The organism is Acidocella sp. C78 (assembly GCF_907164655.1).
Genome location: NZ_CAJQZK010000039.1, coordinates 1 through 19,504, shown reverse-complemented (window position 1 = coordinate 19,504; position 19,504 = coordinate 1). Strand labels below are relative to the sequence as shown.

Here is a 19,504-nt window from a genome sequence, read left to right as displayed (position 1 = left end):
CGGACGAGTATGCCGAGCGCCAGCGGATCACCAGCCTGCGCGAGGGCGGCACCATTCTCGGCATCCTGATCTCGGCGCTGGCACCGGTGCTGCTCGGCATCACCGCGCATGTCGGGCAGGCGCATCTGCTCGCGCTGCTGACGATCGGTCTGGCGGGGCCGGCGGTGGCGCTCGCGCTGGTCGCGGTGCCGGACCCGCCCGCCGTGCGGCGCGCGGCGCCGGCGGGGCTTGGCGCGGCGCTGCTTCTGATCGGCGGCAATGCGCCGTTCCGCCGGCTGATTCTGGCCTGGCGGTGAACGGGCTGGCGAACGGGCTGCCGGCGGCGTTGATTCTGATCGTGTTCGACAAGGTGCTGCACGCGCCGGATGCCTCGGGGCCGATCCTGCTGGTCTATTTCGCGGCCGGCGTCGTCTCGGTGCCGCTGTGGCTGACGCTGTCGGTGCGGGTGGGCAAGCACCGGGCCTGGACGATCGCGATGGCGGTTTCGGGCGTCGCCTTCGCCTTCGTGCCGACGATCCTGCGCACGGCGCATCCGCTGGTCTGGTTCGGCGTGATCAGCCTGTTCACCGGCGCCGGGCTGGGGGCGGATTTCACCATTCCGCCGGCGATTCAGGCGGATGTCGTCGATGTCGACGAGCTGGCGAGCGGGGAGAGGCGGGCGGGGCTGTATTTCGCCGCGGCGACGATGGCGCAGAAGGCCGGCAACGCGCTGGCGCCGGGCATCGCCTTTCCGCTGCTGGGGCTTGCGGGATTTTCGACCCACGGCCAGAACGGGTCGATGCAGGTCATGTTTCTTCTCGTGCTCTATTGCGGCGTGCCGGCGGCGCTGAAGATCGCCGCCGCCGCGATCATGCGGCGCTTCCCGATCGACCGGGCGGCGCAGGAGGAGCTGCGCGCGGCGATCGCGGTGCGGGCGTGACGGCGCTGCCGCCGCCGGGCGCGAAGCTGCGGGTGGTGGGGGACGTGCATGGCGATTCCGCTGCCTTCGCCGCGGCCTGTGCCACGGAGCGCTTCATCGTTCAGCTCGGCGACCTGGTGGATGACGGGCCGGACACGCCGGGCGCGCTGCGGCTGATGTTCGGCCTGCTGGATGCGGGGCGCGGGCTCTTCCTGCTCGGCAATCACGACTACAAGCTGGCCCGCGCGCTGCGCGGCGACAGCGTGCAGGTGGGCGAGGCGCTCGCGGCCACAATCGCGTCGCTCGATCCGGCGACGGCGGCGCGGGCGGTGGCGGAGATTGGCCGGGCGCCGGCCTGGATCGTCGCCGGGCGGGCGGTGTTCGTGCATGGCGGGTTCGACCCGGCGATGTTGTTTACCCCGCGCGGACGATGGCGGGCAAGCGCGACCGCTTGCTGGCCCGCGCGCTCTATGGCCAGACCACCGGGCGGGTGACGGCGATGGGCAAGCCCGAGCGCGTGCTCGACTGGGTGGACCGGATTCCCGAGGGCATGACGGTTTATTGCGGCCACGACCAGCGCAGCACCAACGGCCGGCCGCTGACGCTGGAAGGGCGCGGCGGCGGGCGGGCGGTTATGATGGATACCGGCGCCGGCAAGGGCGGACACCTGTCCTGGCTGGATATCGATTTGCCCTGATCTCCTGAACGGAGATGAGTATGTCCCGATCTCCAGGGCGGAGATCGGGACATGCCAAGGTTAGTTCATCCGACGAATTGTCAGATGTGCAGCGCCCGCCCGTCGACCGCCAGGGCCGCTTCCTTCACCGCCTCGTTGAGCGAGGGATGGGCGTGGCTGGTGCGGGCGATATCCTCGGCGGAGGCGCCGAACTCGATCGCCAGCACCAGCTCGGCGATGATCGTGCCGGCATCCGGGCCGATGATATGGGCGCCGAGCAGCTTGTCGGTCGTCTTGTCGGAGAGGAGTTTCACGAAGCCGTCGGTCTCGCCCATGGCGCGGGCGCGGCCATTGGCCATGAAGGGGAACTTGCCGACCTTGTAGGCCAGACCTTCGGCTTTCAGCTCCTCCTCGGTCTTGCCGACGGAGGCGACTTCGGGCCAGGTGTAGACGACGCCGGGGATGGCGCCGTAATTCACATGGCCCGCCTGCCCGGCCAGCAGTTCGGCGAGGGCGACGCCCTCTTCCTCGGCCTTGTGGGCGAGCATCGGGCCGGCGATGACATCGCCGATCGCGTAGATGCCCGGCACATTGGTGGCGAAATGGCCATTCGTCCGGACCCGGCCGCGCTCGTCGGTGGCGACACCGACCGCATCGAGCCCGAGACCCTCGGTATGGGCGCGGCGGCCGATCGCGACGAGGACGACATCGGCCTCCAGCGTTTCGGCGGCACCGCCCTTGGCGGGTTCGAGCGTGAGGGTGACGCCCTTCGCGGTCTTCGAGGCGCCGGTGACCTTGGTGCCGAGCTTGAACTTCATGCCGAGCTTGCCGAGGGTTTTCTGGAAGGCGGTGGCGACCTCGCCATCCATCGTCGGCACCAGACGGTCGAGGAACTCGACCACGGTGACCTCGGCGCCGAGGCGGCGCCAGACGCTGCCGAGTTCGAGGCCGATATAGCCGCCGCCGATCACCACGAGATGTTTCGGCACGCTCGCCAGCGCGATGGCGCCGGTGGAGGTGACGATCTGCGTCTCGTCGACCTCGACGCCGGGCAGCGGCACGCTTTCGCTGCCGGTGGCGATGACGATGTGTTTCGCGGCGTATTCCTTGCCGTCGACCACGATGGTGCTGGCGGACTTGAAGGACGCGGCGCCCTTGAGCCAGGTGACCTTGTTCTTCTTGAAGAGGAACTCGACGCCCTTGGTGTTGGCGCCGACGACCTCGTCCTTGTGGCCCATCATCTTGCCGAGATCGAAGGCGACGTTTTCGGCGGTGACGCCGTGGCGGGCGAAGCCGTGCAGAAGCTCGTGGTAGTTCTCGGAGGATTGCAGCAGCGCCTTGGAGGGGATGCAGCCCACATTGAGGCAGGTGCCGCCGAGGGTCGCGCGCTTTTCCACGCACGCGACCTTCATGCCGAGCTGGGCCGCGCGGATGGCGCAGACATAGCCGCCCGGACCGGCCCCGATGACGATGACGTCGAACTGATCGGCCATGACGCTCTCCTCAGATGTCCAGCAGCAGGCGGCGGGGGTCCTCGATGCTTTCCTTCACCCGGACGAGGAAGGAGACCGCCTCGCGGCCATCGATGATGCGGTGGTCGTAGGACAGCGCGAGATACATCATCGGCCGGATCTCGACCTTGCCGCCGACCGCCATCGGGCGATCCTGGATTTTATGCATGCCGAGGATGGCGGATTGCGGCGGGTTGATGATCGGCGTGGACATCAACGAGCCGAACACGCCGCCATTGGTGATGGAGAACGACCCGCCCGAAAGCTCGTCGAGCTTCAGCGCGCCGTCACGGGCGCGCTTGCCGAAATCGGCGATGGCGCCCTCGATCTGCGGGACGTTCATCTGGTCGGCGTCGCGCAGCACCGGCACGACGAGGCCGGAGGGGCTGGAGACGGCGATGCCCATGTTGACGAAGTTCTTGTAGACGATCTCGTCGCCGTCGATCTCGGCGTTGACCGCCGGGAACTCGCGCAGCGCGGCGACGCAGGCGCGGACGAAGAAGCTCATGAAGCCGAGGCGGACGCCCTTGTGCTTCTTCTCGAACACGTCCTTGTATTCGGAGCGCAGCGCCATCACCGGGCCCATGTCCACCTCGTTGAAGGTGGTGAGCATGGCGGCGGTGTTCTGCGCTTCCTTCAGCCGGGCGGCGATGGTCTTGCGCAGGCGGGTCATCTTCACCCGTTCCTCGCGGGCATCGGCGGCGCGCTGGGCCTTGGGCGCTGCGGGCGCCGGGGCGGCGGCCGGCGTCTCGATGAAGGCGAGCACGTCGCCCTTGGTGATGCGGCCGTCCTTGCCGGTGCCATCGACCCGGGCGGCGTCGATCTTCTGCTCGGTCATCATCTTTTGCGCGGCGGGCATCGGCGCGTGGCCGCTGCGGGCGACCGGGCCGGAGGGCGGCGGCGGCGGGTTGACGCCGGGCTGCGGGTTGGCGGCCGGGCGGGCTTCCGCCGCGGGCTCGGCCGGTTTCGGCGCGGCGCCGGCGCCGGCGCCGAGCGTGCCGAGCAGGGCGCCGACCTCGACCTCGGCCCCCTCATCGGCGGCGATCGCCTCGATCGTGCCGGCCTGCGGCGCGTTGACCTCGACGGTGACCTTGTCGGTCTCCAGCTCGACGATCGGCTCGTCCTGGGCGACGGTTTCGCCCACTTTCCTGATCCAGCGCGCGACGGTCGCGGTGGTCACGCTCTCGCCGAGGGTGGGAACCTTGATTTCGGTGCTCATGCTTCCTGCCTTACTTCCTGTTCCTGCCCGCGCCTCAGACGCCGAGCGCTTCCCTGACCAGGGCCGTCTGCTCGGCGGCGTGGATTTTCGCAAGCCCCGTCGCCGGGCTCGCCGCCGCCTTGCGGCCGGCGAAGCGCGGGCGCGAGGCGGCCATTTTCGTCGCGGCGCACTCCAGCGCCGCCTCGATCCGGCGGTCGAGGAAGTGCCAGTAGCCCATGTTCTCGGGCTCTTCCTGGCACCAGATCACCTCGGCGTTCACGTAAGCCTCGATCGCGGCCTTCAGCGCCTTCTTGGGGAAGGGATAGAGCTGCTCGATCCGCACGATCGCGACATCGTCGATCCCGCGGTCGCGCCGCTCGGCGAGCAGGTCGTAATAGACCTTGCCGGAGCAGAGCACGACGCGGCGGATTTTCTCGGGGGCCGCCAGCGCGTCGGTCTCGGGGATGACGGTGCGGAAGGCGGAGCCGTTGGTCATGTCCTCCAGCGCCGAGATCGCGAGCTTGTGCCGCAGCAGGGATTTCGGCGTCATGATGATCAGCGGCTTGCGGAAGTTCCGCTTGAGCTGGCGGCGCAGCGCGTGGAAATAATTGGCCGGGGTGGTGATGTTGCACACCGCCATGTTGTTCTCGGCGCAGAGCTGGAGGAAGCGCTCGGGGCGGGCGGAGGAGTGTTCAGGCCCCTGCCCTTCATAGCCATGCGGCAGCAGCATGGTCAGGCCGGACATGCGCAGCCACTTGCTCTCGCCGGCGGCGATGAACTGGTCGATGATGACCTGCGCGCCATTGGCGAAGTCGCCGAACTGGCCTTCCCAGAGCACCAGGGTGCGCGGGTCGGCCAGCGAGTAGCCGTATTCGAAGCCGAGCACGCCGGCCTCGGAGAGCAGCGAGTTGAAGATCTCGATGCGGGACTGCGCCTCGTCGATATTGTTGAGCGGGACGTATTCGTTCTGGTTGGTCTGGTCGATCAGCACGGCGTGGCGCTGGCTGAACGTGCCGCGCTGGCAGTCCTCGCCGGAGAGGCGGACGCGATGGCCTTCGAGCAGGAGGGAGCCGAAGGCCAGGGCCTCGCCGGTCGCCCAGTCGATCCCCTCGCCGGTGCGGATCATCTCGGCCTTGGCTTCGAGCTGGCGGGCGATTTTCGGGTTGACCTCGAAGCCCTCGGGGACGTGGGCGAGGGACTCGCCGATGCGGCGCAGCGTTTCGAGGGTGATGGCGGTGGGTTCCTCGGTCTCGCCCTCCTCGTCGCGCGCGGAGTTGAGGCCGGCCCAGTGGCCTTCCAGCCAGTCCGCCTTGTTGGGCTTGTAGCTGGCGGCGGCCTTGTAGGCCTCTTCCAGGGTGGCGACGAAATCCTTGTGGATCTGGTCGGATTCGGCGGTGCCGACCGCGCCCTCGGCGGCGAGGCGCTCGGCGTAGAGGGTGCGGGTGGTCTTGCGGCCGCGGATCGCCTGATACATCAGCGGCTGGGTGAAGGCGGGCTCGTCGGTCTCGTTATGGCCGTGGCGGCGGTAGCAGACCAGGTCGATCACCACGTCCACCCCGAATTCCTGGCGGAACTCGGTGGCGAGCCGGGCGACGAAGACCACCGCCTCGGGATCGTCGCCGTTCACGTGGAAAATCGGCGACTGCACGGATTTGGCGACATCGGTGCAGTAGAGGCCGGAATAGGCGTGGGCCGGCACGGTGGTGAAGCCGATCTGGTTGTTCACCACGATATGTATCGTGCCGCCGGTGCGGTAGCCGATGAGCTGGCTCATCGCCAGGGTTTCGTAGACCAGGCCCTGGCCGGCGAAGGCGGCGTCGCCATGCATGAGGATGCCCATGACCGAGCGGCGGCCGCGGGTGTCGCCCGCCATGTCCTGCCGGGCGCGTACCTTGCCGGCGACCACGGGATCGACCGCCTCGAGATGCGAGGGGTTGGGTTGCAGCGAGAGATGCACCTTGCGGCCGGCGATCGTCAGGTCGGTCGAGGTGCCGAGATGGTATTTGACGTCGCCCGAGCCCTGCACCGCATCCGGCTTGAAGCTCTCGCCGCCGAATTCGGAGAAGACCGCGGTGAAGGGTTTCTTGACGATGTTGACCAGCGTGTTGAGCCGGCCGCGATGCGGCATGCCGATGGCGATTTCGCCCACACCGCTCTCCGCCGCCGTCTCGATGATGGCGTGCAGCGCGGGGATGGTGCTTTCGCCGCCTTCGAGGCCGAAGCGCTTGGTGCCGACATAGCGGCGCTGGCAGAAGGTCTCGAAGCCCTCGGCCTCGGTGAGCTGGGTGAGGACGCGGCGCTTGCCGGCCGCGTCGAGCGCGGTGCGCCAGGGCGCACCCTCGACGCGGCGCTGAATCCAGGATTTCTGCTCGGGGTCCTGGATGTGCATGAACTCGACGCCGATCTTGCCGCAATAGCTCTCGCGCAGGATGGCGATGATCTCGCGCATCGTCGCGGTTTCGCGGCCCAGCACCATGTCGATGAAGATCGGCCGGTCCATGTCGGCGTCGGTGAAGCCGTAGCTCGCGGGATCAAGCTCGGGGTGGGGGCCGGGCCGGCGCAGGCCGAGCGGATCGAGATCGGCTTGGAGATGGCCGCGCACGCGATAGGCCCGGATGAACATCAGGGCACGGATCGAATCGATCGTGCCCTGTCGGGAGAGTGGCGCCTCCTTGCCCGGCGCGGCCGGGGCGGCGGGTCGCTCGAAGCTGACCGGTCGCGGCGCCCAGGAGGCGCCGGCCGCATCGCCCAGCACCGATCGCGCATCGTCGCCGAGGGCGGCGAACAGGCTGGCGAAATCCGGATCGACCGAATCGGGAGCCTCGACCCATTTCGCGTAGAGGTTGGCGATGAAGGCCGCGTTGCCGCCATTCATCGCAGTCGCAAGAATATCCACACCCGCCATCTCAGATGTCCCTCGGCCGTGTTGGGCTCATGGAGTTCGCGCCGGCACGGAGCCGGCGCGTTTCGAAAATCGTGTTCGTGACATAGTCCAATCGGTGCGGCCGTTGCACCGCCGACAATCGCCTCTGGGATGCTTTCCTTGCATGAAGCCCCCGCGATCGGAAACGGTGCGACAAACCCGACGACCTCGGCGTTACGCGCGAAGCGCCTTGACCATGGTGCTGCCCAGCGAGGCCGGGCTGTCGGCCACATGGATTCCGGCGGCTTTCATCGCCTCGATCTTGGCCTGCGCGGTGTCGCGCCCGCCGGAGATCACGGCGCCGGCATGGCCCATGCGACGGCCCGGCGGCGCGGTGACGCCGGCGATGAAGCCCACGGTGGGTTTCTTCACCTTGTTGCGCGCCAGGAACTCGGCCGCCTCGATCTCGCTCTGCCCACCGATTTCACCGATCATGATCAATGCCTCGGTTTCATCATCGGCCAGAAACATTTCCAGAACGTCAACGAAATCGAGCCCCTTCACCGGATCGCCGCCGATGCCGACACAGCTCGACTGGCCGAGCCCGGCCGCGGTGGTCTGCGCCACCGCCTCGTAGGTGAGCGTGCCGGAGCGCGAGACGATGCCGACCTTGCCGCGGCGGTGGATGTGCCCCGGCATGATGCCGATCTTGCAGGCATCCGGGGTGATGACGCCCGGGCAGTTCGGCCCGACCAGGATCGATTTCGAGCCGGCGAGCGCGCGGTGGACCTTCACCATGTCGAGCACCGGAATACCCTCGGTGATGCAGACGATCAGCGGGATCTCGGCGTCGATCGCCTCGAGGATGGCGTCCGCCGCGAAGGGCGGCGGGACGTAGATCGCGCTCGCATCGGCGCCGGTCGCCTCGCGGGCCTCGGCCACGGTGTCGAACACCGGCAGGTCGAGATGGCGGGTGCCGCCCTTGCCCGGGGTGACGCCGCCCATCACCTTGGTGCCGTAGGCGATCGCCTGTTCGGAGTGGAAGGTGCCCTGCGCGCCGGTGAAGCCCTGGGTGATGACCTTGGTTTCGGCGTTGACGAGAATAGCCATTATGCGGCCTCCTTCACGGCGGCGACGATCTTCTGCGCCGCGTCAGCGAGATTGTCGGCCGCGATGATGGGCAGGCCGGATTTGGAGAGGATGTCCTTGCCGAGCTGCACGTTGGTGCCCTCGAGGCGGACGACCAGCGGCACCGAGAGCGAGACCTCGCGCGCCGCGGCGACCACGCCCTCGGCGATCACGTCGCAGCGCATGATGCCGCCGAAGATGTTGACCAGGATGCCTTCGACATTCGGGTCCGACAGGATGATCTTGAAGGCCGCGGTGACGCGCTCCTTGGTCGCGCCGCCGCCGACATCGAGGAAGTTCGCGGGCTCGGCGCCGTAGAGCTTGATGATGTCCATCGTCGCCATCGCGAGGCCGGCGCCGTTGACCATGCAGCCGATCGAGCCATCCAGCGCCACGTAGTTCAGGCTGTGCTTGGCGGCTTCGAGTTCCTTCGGGTCTTCCTCGGCCTCGTCGCGCAGCTTTTCGAGATCGGGGTGACGGTAGAGCGCGTTGTCGTCGAAGCTGACCTTGGCGTCGAGCGCGACGACCTCGCCGGCGCCGGTGACGACCAGCGGGTTGATCTCGACGATCGCGCAATCGAGTGCCACGAAAGCCTTGTACATCGCGTTCACGAATTTCGCGAAGGCCTTCATCTGGGTGGCGTCGAGCCCGAGGCCAAAGCCGAGGCGGCGGGCGTGGAAGCCGGAGATGCCGCTCGCCGGATCGACCGCGACGCGGAGGATTTTCTCGGGGTGCGTCTCGGCGACTTCCTCGATCTCCATGCCGCCCTCGGTCGAGGCCATGATGACGATCTCGGATTTCGCGCGGTCGACCAGCAGCGAGAGGTAAAGCTCGCGCTTGATGTCGCAGCCGGCCTCGACATAGACGCGGCGGACGACGCGGCCGGCCGGGCCGGTCTGCTTGGTCACCAGCGTGTTGCCGAGCATCGCCTCGGCGGCGGCGGCGACGTCCTCGGGGGATTTCGCGAGGCGGACACCGCCCTTGCCCTCGGGATCGTCCTTGAAATGGCCGGCGCCGCGGCCGCCGGCATGGATCTGCGACTTCACGACATAGACCGGGCCGGGAAGCTTGCGCGCCGCCTCGGCGGCCTCCTCGCCGGTCCAGGCGACATGCCCGTCCAGCACCGCGACGCCATAGGATTTCAGCAATTCCTTGGCCTGGTATTCATGTATGTTCATTGGGCCCCCTTACGGTGATCATTCGCCTGTCACTCGAAACCGATTGCCTGCGCGCCGTCCGTCCCGGGCGGAGCCGCCGTCGTGCGGCCTAGACCAATGGCCGGGACGGCGCAACCGCATCTCAGGTGAGATGCGCGAGGGCGAAATAGGCCTCGCTGCGCATTTCCTCGAGGCGGGAGACGGTGCGCTCGAAGATCGCGACCCCCTCGCCCGAGGTGTAGAGGGCGGCGGGTTCCGCCGCGGCCGAGGCGTAGAGCTTCACCCGGTGCTCGTAGAGCGCGTCGATCAGGGTGATGAAGCGCCGCGCCTCGTCGAAATTGTCCGGCGACAGGCGGGGAATCCCGTCGATCAGCACGGTGTCGTAATGGGTGGCGAGGGCGAGATAATCCCCCGAGCCGAGCGCCTGGGCGCAGAGGGCCGCGAAGTCGAACCGGGCGACGCCGCTGGCGGCGAGCGGCACGGCGAGCTTGCGGCCGAAGACGGTGAGGGTTTCGGCGCACGGGGTCGCGCCGCCGGTGAGTTCGGCGAACACATCATCGAGAGCGCGCTCGGCGCGGCCATCCGCGGGGACGTACCAGTTGCGCGCACCGCGCACCCGCTCGCGCCGGTAGTCGCGCCCGCCATCGAGCACCATCACGTCGAGATGGCGCTTGAGCAGGGCGATGAAGGGGCGGAAGCTCTCATAGCCCGGCTTGTTGCGGTAGAGATCGTCCGGCAGGGTGTTGGACGTGGCGACGACGACGACGGCGCGGGCGAACAGCGCCTCGAACAGGCGGGCGAGGATCATCGCGTCGCCGATGTCGTGGACCTGGAACTCGTCGAAGCAGAGCAGCACGGAGTCGGCGGCGATGAGGTCGGCGAGGGCGAGTACCGCATCGGCGTCGGGCCGCTCGGCGCGCAGCCGGTGAAGCCGCGCATGGGCCTGCTGCATGAATTCGTGGAAATGTACCCGGCGCTTGCGCGGCACCTCGGCGGCGGCGAAGAACAGGTCCATCAGCATGGACTTGCCGCGCCCGACCTCGCCCACGAGATAGAGACCGGAGGGGTAGTCCTCCGGCACCTCGTCCACCCGCTTCTTGTTGAGCAGGCGGCCGAGCCAGCCATTGGGCAGGGCCTTGGGCGTGGGATCGTAGCCGCGCAGGCGGGACCAGAGTTCGTGCAGACGCTCGGCGGCGCGGCGCTGCACCGGGTCCGGCAGGATCGTGCCGGCCTCGATCCGCGCCCGGTAGGCCGACATCAATCCGTCATCGGTCCGCTCTGGAGCCTTCATGAGCATGAGCAGGGCGGGTAGCGCACTCCATGCGGCGGCGCAACATCGGCCCGGTGGTCAGGCGGGGACGAGGGATTGCAGGGCGAAGGCGAAGATTCCAAAAGCGATCACGCTCGCGACATAAATGAGCGAGAACCAGGCCAGTTTGCGCAACTTGTTATGGTTGCGCAAAGTGCGGTTCAGCCACGCGTCGATCGTCGTCAGCATTGTTGCGGTCTCCTGCTGCATCGTGCCCGCGGGCGGGCGGCGCGCCCCCCTCGATGCCGCCGAATTGGGGTGCGGGGGCGGCGGCGCAACCCGCGCCCGGCGCGGGGCTGGATGGCTTCCGTGTTGCCCGGCCGGGCGAAGGCGGTTATCCCGGTGTCTCTCCTGTCGTATTCCACAGTCACGAGGATGGCGAATTTGTCGATCTTGCGCCGCACCGCCCCGCTCGCCGCCGCTCTTCTGCTCGCCGGCTGCGGCCTGACGAACGACCTTGTCGGCGGCGGCGGCAACGCCCGGCTGGGCGAGCCGCGGCCGCAGGCGCCGGTGACGGGTTTCGTCGTCACCCCGGTGCCGGAGGCGAGCGTCGCCGCGCACGAGGTGTTGCAGAAAGGCGGCAACGCGGTGGACGCCGCGGTGGCGGCGGGGTTCGCGCTCGGCGTGACGCTGCCCTCGCGCGCCGGGCTCGGCGGCGGCGCCGTCTGCCTCATCGACATGCCGCATGACGAGGGCGGCACCGGCCGGCCGGTCGCGCTGCTGTTCCCGCCCGGCACGCCGCGCGGCAGCCAGGCCGGGGCCTCGCGCCCGGCGGCGGTGCCGCAGATGGCGCGCGGGCTGCTCGCCATGCAGGCGCGCTACGGCGCCCTGCCGCTCGCCGCCGATATCGCGCCCGCCGCCTCCATGGCCGGCGGCGGCGTGCCGGTGTCGCGCGCGCTGGCGGCCGATCTTGGCGTGGTGGGCGATGCGCTGCTGGCCGATCCGGCGGCGCGCAACGTGTTCGCCACCCCCGACGGCCGGCTGTTGCAGGCCGGCGAGACGCTGCGCCAGCCGGACCTCGCCGCCACGCTCGCACGGTTGCAGAGCGGCGGGGTGCTGAGCTTCTACCAGGGGCATCTGGCTGACAGCCTGCTCGCCGGGGCGGCGGAGGCGGGCGCGGGGCTGACGGCGACGGACCTGCGGGCCGATGCCGCGCGCTATGCCAGCCCGGATATCGTTCAGGCGCTCGGCGCCGAGATCGCGCTGCCGCCGACCGCCGCCGGGATCGGCACGCGCGCGGCGATCGAGGCGCTTGCGAACGCGCCGGACGATCTCGCCGGGGCGGGGCGCGATGCGATCGCCGCCGCCGCCGCCGCGCGGCATGTGACCGGGTTCGGCGCGCTGCCGGCCTCGGCGGGATATGCGATCGCCGATGCGAAGGGCGGCGTGGTCGGCTGTGCGACGACGATGAACAACCTGTTCGGCACCGGGCGGATCGCCACGGGGACCGGCATCCTGCTCGCCGCCTCGCCCAGGCGGGTCAGCCCGCCGCTGCTGAGCGTGGCGCTGGCGACTACGGATGGCGCGTTCCGCGCGGTGACGACGGGGTCGGGACAGGCGGGCGCGCCGCTCGCCGCCGGGGCGGCGATGGCCGAATCGCTGCGCGCCGGCCAGGCGATGCCGCATCCGGTGCCGGCGCCGGGCCGGGCGAATGCGATCGCCTGTTCCGGCACGCTGCCGGGCGCGCCGCACTCCTGCGCCGCCGCCGCCGATCCGCGCGGCGGCGGGCTCGCCATCGGGTCGCGCTGAGGCGGCGATGGCACTGAAAACCGGCACGGCGGCGCGGGTTCCGCCCTTTCTGGTGATGGACGTGATTTCGGCGGCCAACGCGCTCGCCGCGAGTCCGGCGGCGGCGAACCGGCGGGTGATCCGCATGGAAGTCGGCCAGCCCGGCGCCGGCGCGCCGGAGGGGGTGCGCCGCGCCATCGCCGCCGCGATGGCGGGGGGTGATCCGCTCGGCTATACCGAGGCGCTGGGCCTTGCCGGGCTGCGCCAGCGGATCGCGGCGCATTACGCCGACTGGTACGGGCTCGACCTGCCGGCCGCGCGCATCGCGGTGACCGCCGGGGCCTCGGGCGGGTTTCCGCTGGCCTTCCTCGCCGCCTTCGAGCCGGGGGATACGATCGCCCTCGCCGCGCCGTGCTATCCGCCCTATCTGAACATCATGACCGCGCTCGGGCTGCGGCCGCTGCTGCTGCCGGCGACCGAGGCGACCGGGTTCCAGCCGACGGTGGCGATGATCGAGGCGCTCGATCCGCAGCCGGACGGGCTGCTGATCGCCTCGCCGGCCAATCCGACCGGGGCGATGCTGCACCCCGACGACCTCGCCGCCCTCGCCCGGCATTGCCATGCGAACGGTATCCGGCTGATCAGCGACGAGATCTATCATGGCCTGACCTATGGCAAGACGGCCGCGACCGCCGCCGCCTTCAGCCCCTCGGCGATCGTGATCAACTCGTTCTCGAAATATTTCTCGATGACGGGATGGCGCGTCGGCTGGATGGCGCTGCCGGAGGAGCTGGTGCGGCCGGTGGAGTGCCTGGCGCAGAACATGTTCATCTGCGCGCCGCATGTCGCCCAGCGCGCGGCGGCGGCGGCGTTCGACTGCCACGCCGAGCTGGCGGCGCGGCGCGATGCCTATGCCCGCTCGCGCGCCCTGCTGCTCGACGCCCTGCCCCGCGCCGGGATGACGAAGCTCTCGCCGGCGGATGGCGCCTTCTACATCTATGCCGATATCGCCGCGAGCGGGCAGGACAGCGCCGAATTCTGCCGGGCGATGCTGCACGACCTGCACATCGCCGCGACACCGGGGCATGATTTCGACACCGCGCGCGGCGGCGATTTCGTGCGGTTTTCGTATTGCGCCGACGAGACCGACATCGCCGAGGCGGCGCGCCGGCTGACCGCGGCGCCGCCCGGCAGGTGAAACGCCCTATCATATTGATAAATAGAGCATCTTTATCCGATCAGATGTTTCCATCTGATCGGATGATGCTCTAGTAGGAGCCGAAGGCGACCCCGCTGGTGGGATCGACATAGACCATTTCATCGGCGACCCGGCGGACGCCGCCGATTCCCTCGGCCAGCACGATCAGCGCCATCCGCTCGGCATCGCTGAAGACCGGGCCGGAGAGGGTCGCCACACCGTGATCGACCCTGACCTCGATGGTCGCCTTGGGCGCCCAGTTGGTTTTCTCGATGGCGGCGCGGATGCGGGTGGCCACCACGTCGTCGCTCACCGGGGTATCCTCGATCACCAGCAGGGCGGTGATCAGGCGGGAGAGGATGTTGCGCCGGTTGAGCATGCCGAGCAGGACCTCGCCCTGGACGACCGGCAGCTGCTTCACATGGTAGGTTTCCATGATGTCGATCGCATCGCTCAGCGGCGTGTCGGGGCCGACGCTGCGGACCGGCGTGGTCATGATTTCGCCGACATGGCGGCCGCGGGTGCGGGCGAACTGGCGGGCCGAGGTTTCCGGCGCCAGGAAGCCGCGCCACCAGCCGATTTCCGGCACGGTTTCAAGCTCGGGGCGGCGGAGCATGTCGCCATCGGTGACGATTCCGAGCAGGCGGCCGCCGCGGTCGATGACAGGAAGGGCCGAGAGGTTCTGGTCGAGCATGATGCGACCGGCATCGGCGAGGGTGGTTTCGGGCTCGACGGTGAGCGGCCCCACCGTCATGATCTCGCGCACGTTCATCGGGTCCTCCTTCTGGATGAAGGCGATGATGGTCGCCCTGCCCGGCTCGCGCATTGACCTGCGTCAACCGCTGCCGGCGGATCAGGCGCCGGCGCGGGCGATGTCGTGCAGGGCGTGCGGCCTGACGACGCTGATGTTGTGGTCCGGCGTCACCTCGATCACGCCCTGCTTGCGCAGCGCGGAGAGGGCGCGGGAGACGGTTTCGATGGTCAGGCCGAGATAGTCCGCAAGATCGGTGCGGGTCATCGGCAGGCGCAGCGAATCGGTGCCGCCGCCGCACAGGATCGCCCGGCGGCTCCAGCCGTCGATGAAGCTGGCGAGCCGCTCGATGGCGCTCTTGCGACCGAGCAGGAGCATCTGTTCCTGGGCGACGATCAGCTCGTGCGAGGCGACATCGAGCAGGCGGCGCTCGATGGCGGGAAAGCGGGAGAAGACGCCGCGCAGCTCGGTGCGGTCGAACCGGCAGAGGCGGACATCCTCGATCGCCTCGGCGCTGAAGGTGTAGCGGTCGTCGGCGGCGAGGCCGACGAAATCGCCGGGGCCGACGAAGCCGGTGATCTGCCGCCTGCCATCCGGCAGGTCCTTGTGCAGCCGCGCGGTGCCGGCATTGATGTTGAAGAAATAGCGCGCGCTGTCGCCCTCGATGGCGAAGCTGTGGCCGCGGGCGACGGTGGTCTGCCGGGCGACGCTGGCGAGGAAATGCAGGTCTTCATCGGCGAGGGCGTCGCACAGGCCGATATGCCGCGCGCCACACCCTGCGCAGAGACCCGGAATGATGGCTTCGGAAAGATTGATCGGCGAACGATGCGCCCGATCCCGCTGCTCCAACATCTGCGTGCCCTTCTGACGTCTCAGCTTCTAATGTCTAGGCCAGTCGAACTGCCACGTGCAACCTCAATCATTTTAAACCGACTGTTCATTATGGTATCGACCGGGAGGACGGACACGCATTTGCGGGTCGGCATTTGATGAGGGTTGCGGCGGTAATGCTTGATTTCGATCAAGGCGGGATATGTCGCGGCGGGCAATCCTGTCATGCTTTTTGATGATGGGGAACATGCACGAACCGGCATTCCTGATTGAACCGATGAACGAGGCGCAGATCGACCCGTGTTTCGTGCTGGCGCGCCTCGTGCAGCCCTGGCTCGACCTGCCGCGCTGGCGCCGGCACGCGCGGGGAATGCTGGCGGCGGACCCGAACCGGCGGGGGACGATCACGATCCGCTGGGTGCGGCGCGACAATCCGTGCGGCCTCGCCTGCTATCGGTGCATGAGCGATATCGAGCACGGGCTGGTGATGGCGGTGCGGCCCTTCGCGGTGATGGACCCGCTGCATGGGCGGGAGCTGCGCGCCGCCATGGCGACGCGGCTCGCGGCGATGGCGCGGGCAGCCGGGTGCGGGGCGATGCGCATCATCTCGACCGGGCCGGACATGCCGGCAGATGCGCTCGCCAGCATGGCGCGGGCGGTCAGCAGCACCGGCGAGCATACGTTCCTGTTCTGAACCCGACCGAAGCGCGCGGATGAACCTGGGACCGGACGCGAACGCGCCCCGATCCGGCGGATCGGGGCGCGCGCGGGCGCCTGTGCGGGGACGCCGCCTCGCCGTCAGGGGAAATGACGGCGGGCGTAGAGCCAGGCGATGACGTAGAGCCCGAGATAGACGAACGGGATGAACAGGATGAGGCCTTCGAGTCCGCCGAGCATGGGGGGTCTCCTCAGTGGGTGTTGCCGGTGTGATTGCCGCGGGCGCGCATGGCGCTTTCCTGCGCCTCGAACAGGACCGCGCCGCTGGCGGCGATCAGCACGATCATCACCGTGCCGACGAGCCAGCCGAAATACCAGGGGCCCTCGTCGCCGGTAACCACCGCGAGCAGGATGGAGGCGACCAGAATGCCCCCGAGGGCGACGAACTTGATCATGGACAGCATGGATGGTGCCTCCCGCTTCAGTAGGAGTGGTCGTTGGCGATGACGGCCTCGGTTTTCACCTTGCCGCGCATGACGCGGAAGGCCCAGGCCGTGTAGCTCAGGATGATCGGCACGAAGACCAGCGCGAAGGCCAGCATCCAGCCGAGATTGTAGGCGCTGCCCGAGGCGTTCCACACCGTCAGGCTCTGCGCCGGCGCGGTGGTGGAGGGCATCAGGAAGGGGAACATCGCCGCCCCGGTGGTGAAGATCGTGCCGATCCAGGCCAGCGCGCCGAGCCACCAGCCGAGAATGGGTTTGCGGGCGGCAAGAGCGAGCGGCCCCGCGATCATGCCGAGCAGGCCCACGGCCGGCAGCAGCCAGAGCACCGGGTGCTGGTGGAAATTGTTCATCCAGGCGCCGGCGCGCATCGCGACCGCGGGGCCGCCGAGCGGGGTGGCCGGCATCGCCGGGTTGACCGGGGCGGTGTAGGCGAAGCCCTTGATGAAGCGGACCCAGACGCCGCCGATGGCGAACAGGGCGGCGGCGAGCAGGCCGGCCGGCACCGCGTAGCGCCGGGCGCGCTCGGCGATCGGGCCCTCGCCGCGGATCATCAGCATCGCCCCGCCCTGATGCACCGCGAGGGCGAGCGAGAGGACGCCGCACATCACCGCGAAGGGGTTGAGCAGGTACCAGACGAAGCTTTCATCCTGGTAGTACTGGCCATCCCAGCCGAAATGGAAGCCGACCCCCTGGAGCACGTTGCCGAAGGCGGCGCCGTAGATGATCATCGGCAGGGCGCCGGAGATCAGGAACGCCCAGTCCCAGGCCGCGCGCCAGCGCCGCGCATCGACCTTGGAGCGGTATTCGAAGGCGACGGGGCGCATGATCATGCTGAAGAGCAGCAGGATCATCACCACGTAGAAGGTCGAGAAGGAGGTGGCGTAGAGCGTCGGGAAGGCGGCGAAGATGGCGCCGCCGCCGAGGATGAACCAGACCTGGTTGCCATCCCAGTGCGGGCCGATCACGGCGAGCGCGGTGCGGCGCTCGGCATCGGTGCGGCCGACGAAGCGCAGCAGCGCGCCGACCCCCATGTCCATCCCCACCATGATGCCGAGGCCGCAGAGCAGCACCCCGAGCAGCACGGCCCAGATCACCTTGAGCGCGATATAGAGTTCCATGGCGCGACTTCCTTATTGCCAGGACTTGTCGGCGAAGCCGGGCCGCATCAGCGACGGGCTGGCGACGACCTCGACCGGGTGGGCATGGGCATGCTCGCCGGGGCCGAGCCTGGCGTATTTGAACATCAGGTAAAGCTCGGCAGCGATGAACAGGCTGTAGAGCAGCGCGAAGCCGATCAGCGAGAACAGCATGTAGCCGACCGTGTGGCTGGAGGCGGACTGGAAGGTCGGCAGCCAGCCATAGACCGTCCAGGGCTGGCGGCCGTTCTCGGCGGTGATCCAGCCGAACTCGCAGGCCAGCACCGGCAGCGGGATCGCCCACATCGCCGCGCGCATCACCAGCGGGTGTTTCTCAAGCTCGTTGCGCAGGCTGTAATAGGCGCCGAAGGCGAAGACCGCGAGGAAGGCGAGGCCGAGGCCGACCATCAGGCGGAAGCTCCAGAACTCGACGAAGACGTTGGGGATCGATTCGCGGCCGGTCTTTTGCAGGATGGCCGGCAGGTTGGCCTGGGTGATCTTGGAGAGATCCTGATCCGGCGCGAAGCGCTGGGCGAGGAAGCCGTAGCCCATGTCCGCCTCGTTCTTGCGGAAGGCGGCGAGCGCCGCCGGGCTGTGGGTTTCGCCATATTGCTTGAGCGCGATCACCGCCTGGATGCCCTTCGCGGCGCGGGCCTGGGCCTGTTTCTCAAGATCGTCGATGCCGGGGATGCGGACGTTCCAGGCATGCGCGACCAGCGGGGTCAGCACATAGGGCACGCCGATCTCGAAATCGTTCTTCTGGGTGCGGTCGTTCGGCACGGCGGCGATCAGCCAGGGCGCGCCCGGGCCCTTCGTGGTGTGCCAGATGCCTTCCATCGCGGCGAGCTTGGCCGGCTGCACCAGATAGTCCATGCGGCCGAGCGCGTCGCCCAGCGTGACCACGCCGAGGGTGGAGATCAGCCCGAAGATCGCCGCGATGCGGAAGGAGCGGGCGGCGAATTCGCGATGCTGGCGGCGCAGCAGGTAATAGGCCGAGATGCCCATCACGAACATCGAGCCGGTGACGAAGCCGGCGATCGAGGTGTGGACGAATTTCGCCTGCGCGTCCTGGCTGAAGACCAGGGACATGAAGCTGTGGAACTGCATGCGCATCGTGTCGGGGTCGAACCTGGCCCCGGCGGGGTCCTGCATGAAGCCGTTGGCGATCAGGATCCACAGCGCGGAGAGGTTCGAGCCAAGGGCGACGAGATAGGTGATGGCGAGATGGGCGGGACGGCTCAGCCGGTCCCAGCCGAAGATCATCAGGCCGATGAACGTGCTCTCCATGAAGAAGGCCATCAGCCCCTCGATGGCGAGCGGGGTGCCGAACACGTCGCCCACGAAATGCGAATACATCGACCAGTTGGTGCCGAACTCGAATTCCATGGTCAGGCCGGTGGCGACGCCGATGGCGAAGTTGATGCCGAACAGCTTGCCCCAGAACAGAGCCATGTCCTTGTAGATCTGCTTGCCGGTGATGACGTAGACCGTCTCCATCGTCGCGAGCAGGAAGGTCATTCCCAGCGTCAGCGGAACGAAGAGGAAGTGATACAGCGCGGTCAGCGCGAATTGCAGGCGCGACAGGTCGACGACTGTCGGGTCGATCATGGTGAACTCCTGGCCCGATGACCGGCGGGGACACCGCGCGGCCGTGGTTGGCATTGCCCCAACCGTTAGACCGCCGGGCCGGCGCCGCATTGATCTGTATCAATCCGTTGCAGTCGGGCTCAGAAGTGGCGGATATCTCGATCAGCCGTGACAGATGCGCCACAGGCCCCGCGCCCCGGCGGAGCGCGCCGAAGCTTCCGTCGGCGACGATGCGGCCCCGCTCCAGCATCACCACGCGGTCGTCATCGGCCAGGTGATCGAGCCGGTGGGTGATGGCGATCACCGTCCGCCCGGCGGCGAGGCCGGCGAGCGCGCGGCGGAATTCGGCCTCGGTCAGCGGGTCGAGCCCCTC

At 68.7% G+C, this 19,504-nt stretch carries 19 protein-coding genes and 1 pseudogene; 8 read left to right on the top strand and 12 right to left on the bottom strand.

All coding sequences use genetic code 11. From position 1 onward, the window contains the following. The 4 genes and pseudogenes from ACIDOCELLA78_RS000000112070 to ACIDOCELLA78_RS000000112055 all read left to right on the top strand — a co-directional run. Positions 1-296: pseudogene (locus tag ACIDOCELLA78_RS000000112070) on the top strand (MFS transporter); the annotation flags it as partial. After that, complete coding sequence (locus ACIDOCELLA78_RS000000112065; protein ID WP_249676786.1) at positions 293-919, top strand: MFS transporter; 627 nt, start codon at positions 293-295, stop codon at positions 917-919. The pseudogene ACIDOCELLA78_RS000000112070 and the gene ACIDOCELLA78_RS000000112065, both read left to right, overlap by 4 nt. Further along, complete coding sequence (locus tag ACIDOCELLA78_RS000000112060; protein WP_249676783.1) at positions 916-1,392, top strand: metallophosphoesterase; 477 nt, start codon at positions 916-918, stop codon at positions 1,390-1,392. Before ACIDOCELLA78_RS000000112065 ends, ACIDOCELLA78_RS000000112060 begins: the two co-directional genes overlap by 4 nt. Then, positions 1,329-1,595 (top strand): hypothetical protein, encoded by a 267-nt coding sequence (locus ACIDOCELLA78_RS000000112055; protein WP_249676779.1) that lies wholly within the window; start codon positions 1,329-1,331, stop codon positions 1,593-1,595. The genes ACIDOCELLA78_RS000000112060 and ACIDOCELLA78_RS000000112055 overlap by 64 nt, the downstream gene beginning before the upstream one ends. A gap of 80 nt (positions 1,596-1,675) precedes the next feature. Here the strand turns inward: ACIDOCELLA78_RS000000112055 and lpdA are convergent, their stop codons facing one another. From lpdA to ACIDOCELLA78_RS000000112020, 7 genes are all read right to left on the bottom strand, one after another. Further along, positions 1,676-3,067: a dihydrolipoyl dehydrogenase gene (gene lpdA, locus ACIDOCELLA78_RS000000112050; protein WP_201729761.1), complete on the bottom strand. Its 1,392-nt coding sequence runs from the start codon at positions 3,065-3,067 to the stop codon at positions 1,676-1,678. 10 nt (positions 3,068-3,077) lie between these two features. Next, positions 3,078-4,304, bottom strand: coding sequence for a 2-oxoglutarate dehydrogenase complex dihydrolipoyllysine-residue succinyltransferase (odhB, locus tag ACIDOCELLA78_RS000000112045; RefSeq protein ID WP_201729760.1), 1,227 nt, complete (start codon positions 4,302-4,304; stop codon positions 3,078-3,080). A 34-nt stretch (positions 4,305-4,338) separates the two neighbouring features. Beyond that, positions 4,339-7,188: a 2-oxoglutarate dehydrogenase E1 component gene (locus tag ACIDOCELLA78_RS000000112040; RefSeq protein WP_201729759.1), complete on the bottom strand. Its 2,850-nt coding sequence runs from the start codon at positions 7,186-7,188 to the stop codon at positions 4,339-4,341. Between the two features lie 192 nt (positions 7,189-7,380). Then, the gene (sucD, locus tag ACIDOCELLA78_RS000000112035) at positions 7,381-8,256 is read right to left on the bottom strand and encodes a succinate--CoA ligase subunit alpha (protein ID WP_201729758.1); all 876 of its coding nucleotides are present in this window, start codon (positions 8,254-8,256) and stop codon (positions 7,381-7,383) included. Further along, entirely contained in the window at positions 8,256-9,452 is a 1,197-nt protein-coding gene (sucC, locus tag ACIDOCELLA78_RS000000112030; RefSeq protein WP_201729757.1) for an ADP-forming succinate--CoA ligase subunit beta, read from the bottom strand. The genes sucD and sucC overlap by 1 nt, the downstream gene beginning before the upstream one ends. Positions 9,453-9,573: 121 nt before the next feature. Next, complete coding sequence (gene zapE / locus ACIDOCELLA78_RS000000112025; RefSeq protein ID WP_201729756.1) at positions 9,574-10,728, bottom strand: cell division protein ZapE; 1,155 nt, start codon at positions 10,726-10,728, stop codon at positions 9,574-9,576. A gap of 51 nt (positions 10,729-10,779) precedes the next feature. After that, on the bottom strand, positions 10,780-10,929 hold the full coding sequence (locus tag ACIDOCELLA78_RS000000112020; RefSeq protein ID WP_201729755.1) for a DUF2474 family protein: 150 nt from the start codon (positions 10,927-10,929) through the stop codon (positions 10,780-10,782). 204 nt (positions 10,930-11,133) lie between these two features. Between ACIDOCELLA78_RS000000112020 and ACIDOCELLA78_RS000000112015 the strand changes: the two genes are divergently transcribed. Next, complete coding sequence (locus tag ACIDOCELLA78_RS000000112015) at positions 11,134-12,489, top strand: gamma-glutamyltransferase (RefSeq protein WP_249676776.1); 1,356 nt, start codon at positions 11,134-11,136, stop codon at positions 12,487-12,489. 7 nt (positions 12,490-12,496) lie between these two features. Continuing rightward, entirely contained in the window at positions 12,497-13,666 is a 1,170-nt protein-coding gene (locus tag ACIDOCELLA78_RS000000112010) for a pyridoxal phosphate-dependent aminotransferase (protein WP_201729754.1), read from the top strand. Between the two features lie 70 nt (positions 13,667-13,736). On the opposite strand, the gene ACIDOCELLA78_RS000000112005 is transcribed toward ACIDOCELLA78_RS000000112010, so the two are convergent. Together ACIDOCELLA78_RS000000112005 and ACIDOCELLA78_RS000000112000 are read right to left on the bottom strand one after the other, a co-directional pair. Beyond that, positions 13,737-14,492 carry a CBS domain-containing protein gene (locus ACIDOCELLA78_RS000000112005; RefSeq protein ID WP_249676773.1) on the bottom strand — a complete coding sequence of 252 codons (756 nt, stop codon included), beginning with the start codon at positions 14,490-14,492 and terminating at the stop codon, positions 13,737-13,739. A 27-nt stretch (positions 14,493-14,519) separates the two neighbouring features. Then, entirely contained in the window at positions 14,520-15,269 is a 750-nt protein-coding gene (locus ACIDOCELLA78_RS000000112000) for a Crp/Fnr family transcriptional regulator (RefSeq protein WP_249676770.1), read from the bottom strand. A gap of 226 nt (positions 15,270-15,495) precedes the next feature. Here ACIDOCELLA78_RS000000112000 and ACIDOCELLA78_RS000000111995 point away from each other — a divergent pair, with 226 nt between their 5' ends. Continuing rightward, positions 15,496-15,942 carry a hypothetical protein gene (locus tag ACIDOCELLA78_RS000000111995; protein WP_249676767.1) on the top strand — a complete coding sequence of 149 codons (447 nt, stop codon included), beginning with the start codon at positions 15,496-15,498 and terminating at the stop codon, positions 15,940-15,942. A gap of 214 nt (positions 15,943-16,156) precedes the next feature. Here ACIDOCELLA78_RS000000111995 and ACIDOCELLA78_RS000000111990 read toward each other — a convergent pair whose 3' ends face one another. The 3 genes from ACIDOCELLA78_RS000000111990 to ACIDOCELLA78_RS000000111980 are packed head-to-tail and all read right to left on the bottom strand — an operon-like array spanning position 16,157 to position 19,152. Further along, positions 16,157-16,369, bottom strand: coding sequence for a hypothetical protein (locus ACIDOCELLA78_RS000000111990; protein WP_201729752.1), 213 nt, complete (start codon positions 16,367-16,369; stop codon positions 16,157-16,159). A 17-nt stretch (positions 16,370-16,386) separates the two neighbouring features. Further along, positions 16,387-17,526 (bottom strand): cytochrome d ubiquinol oxidase subunit II, encoded by a 1,140-nt coding sequence (gene cydB, locus ACIDOCELLA78_RS000000111985; RefSeq protein WP_201729751.1) that lies wholly within the window; start codon positions 17,524-17,526, stop codon positions 16,387-16,389. A gap of 12 nt (positions 17,527-17,538) precedes the next feature. Next, positions 17,539-19,152 (bottom strand): cytochrome ubiquinol oxidase subunit I, encoded by a 1,614-nt coding sequence (locus tag ACIDOCELLA78_RS000000111980; RefSeq protein WP_201729750.1) that lies wholly within the window; start codon positions 19,150-19,152, stop codon positions 17,539-17,541. 154 nt (positions 19,153-19,306) lie between these two features. On the opposite strand from ACIDOCELLA78_RS000000111980, the gene ACIDOCELLA78_RS000000111975 reads away from it, so the two are divergent. Further along, positions 19,307-19,504: hypothetical protein (locus ACIDOCELLA78_RS000000111975; RefSeq protein WP_201729749.1), on the top strand; the 198-nt coding region annotated here is incomplete at its 3' end.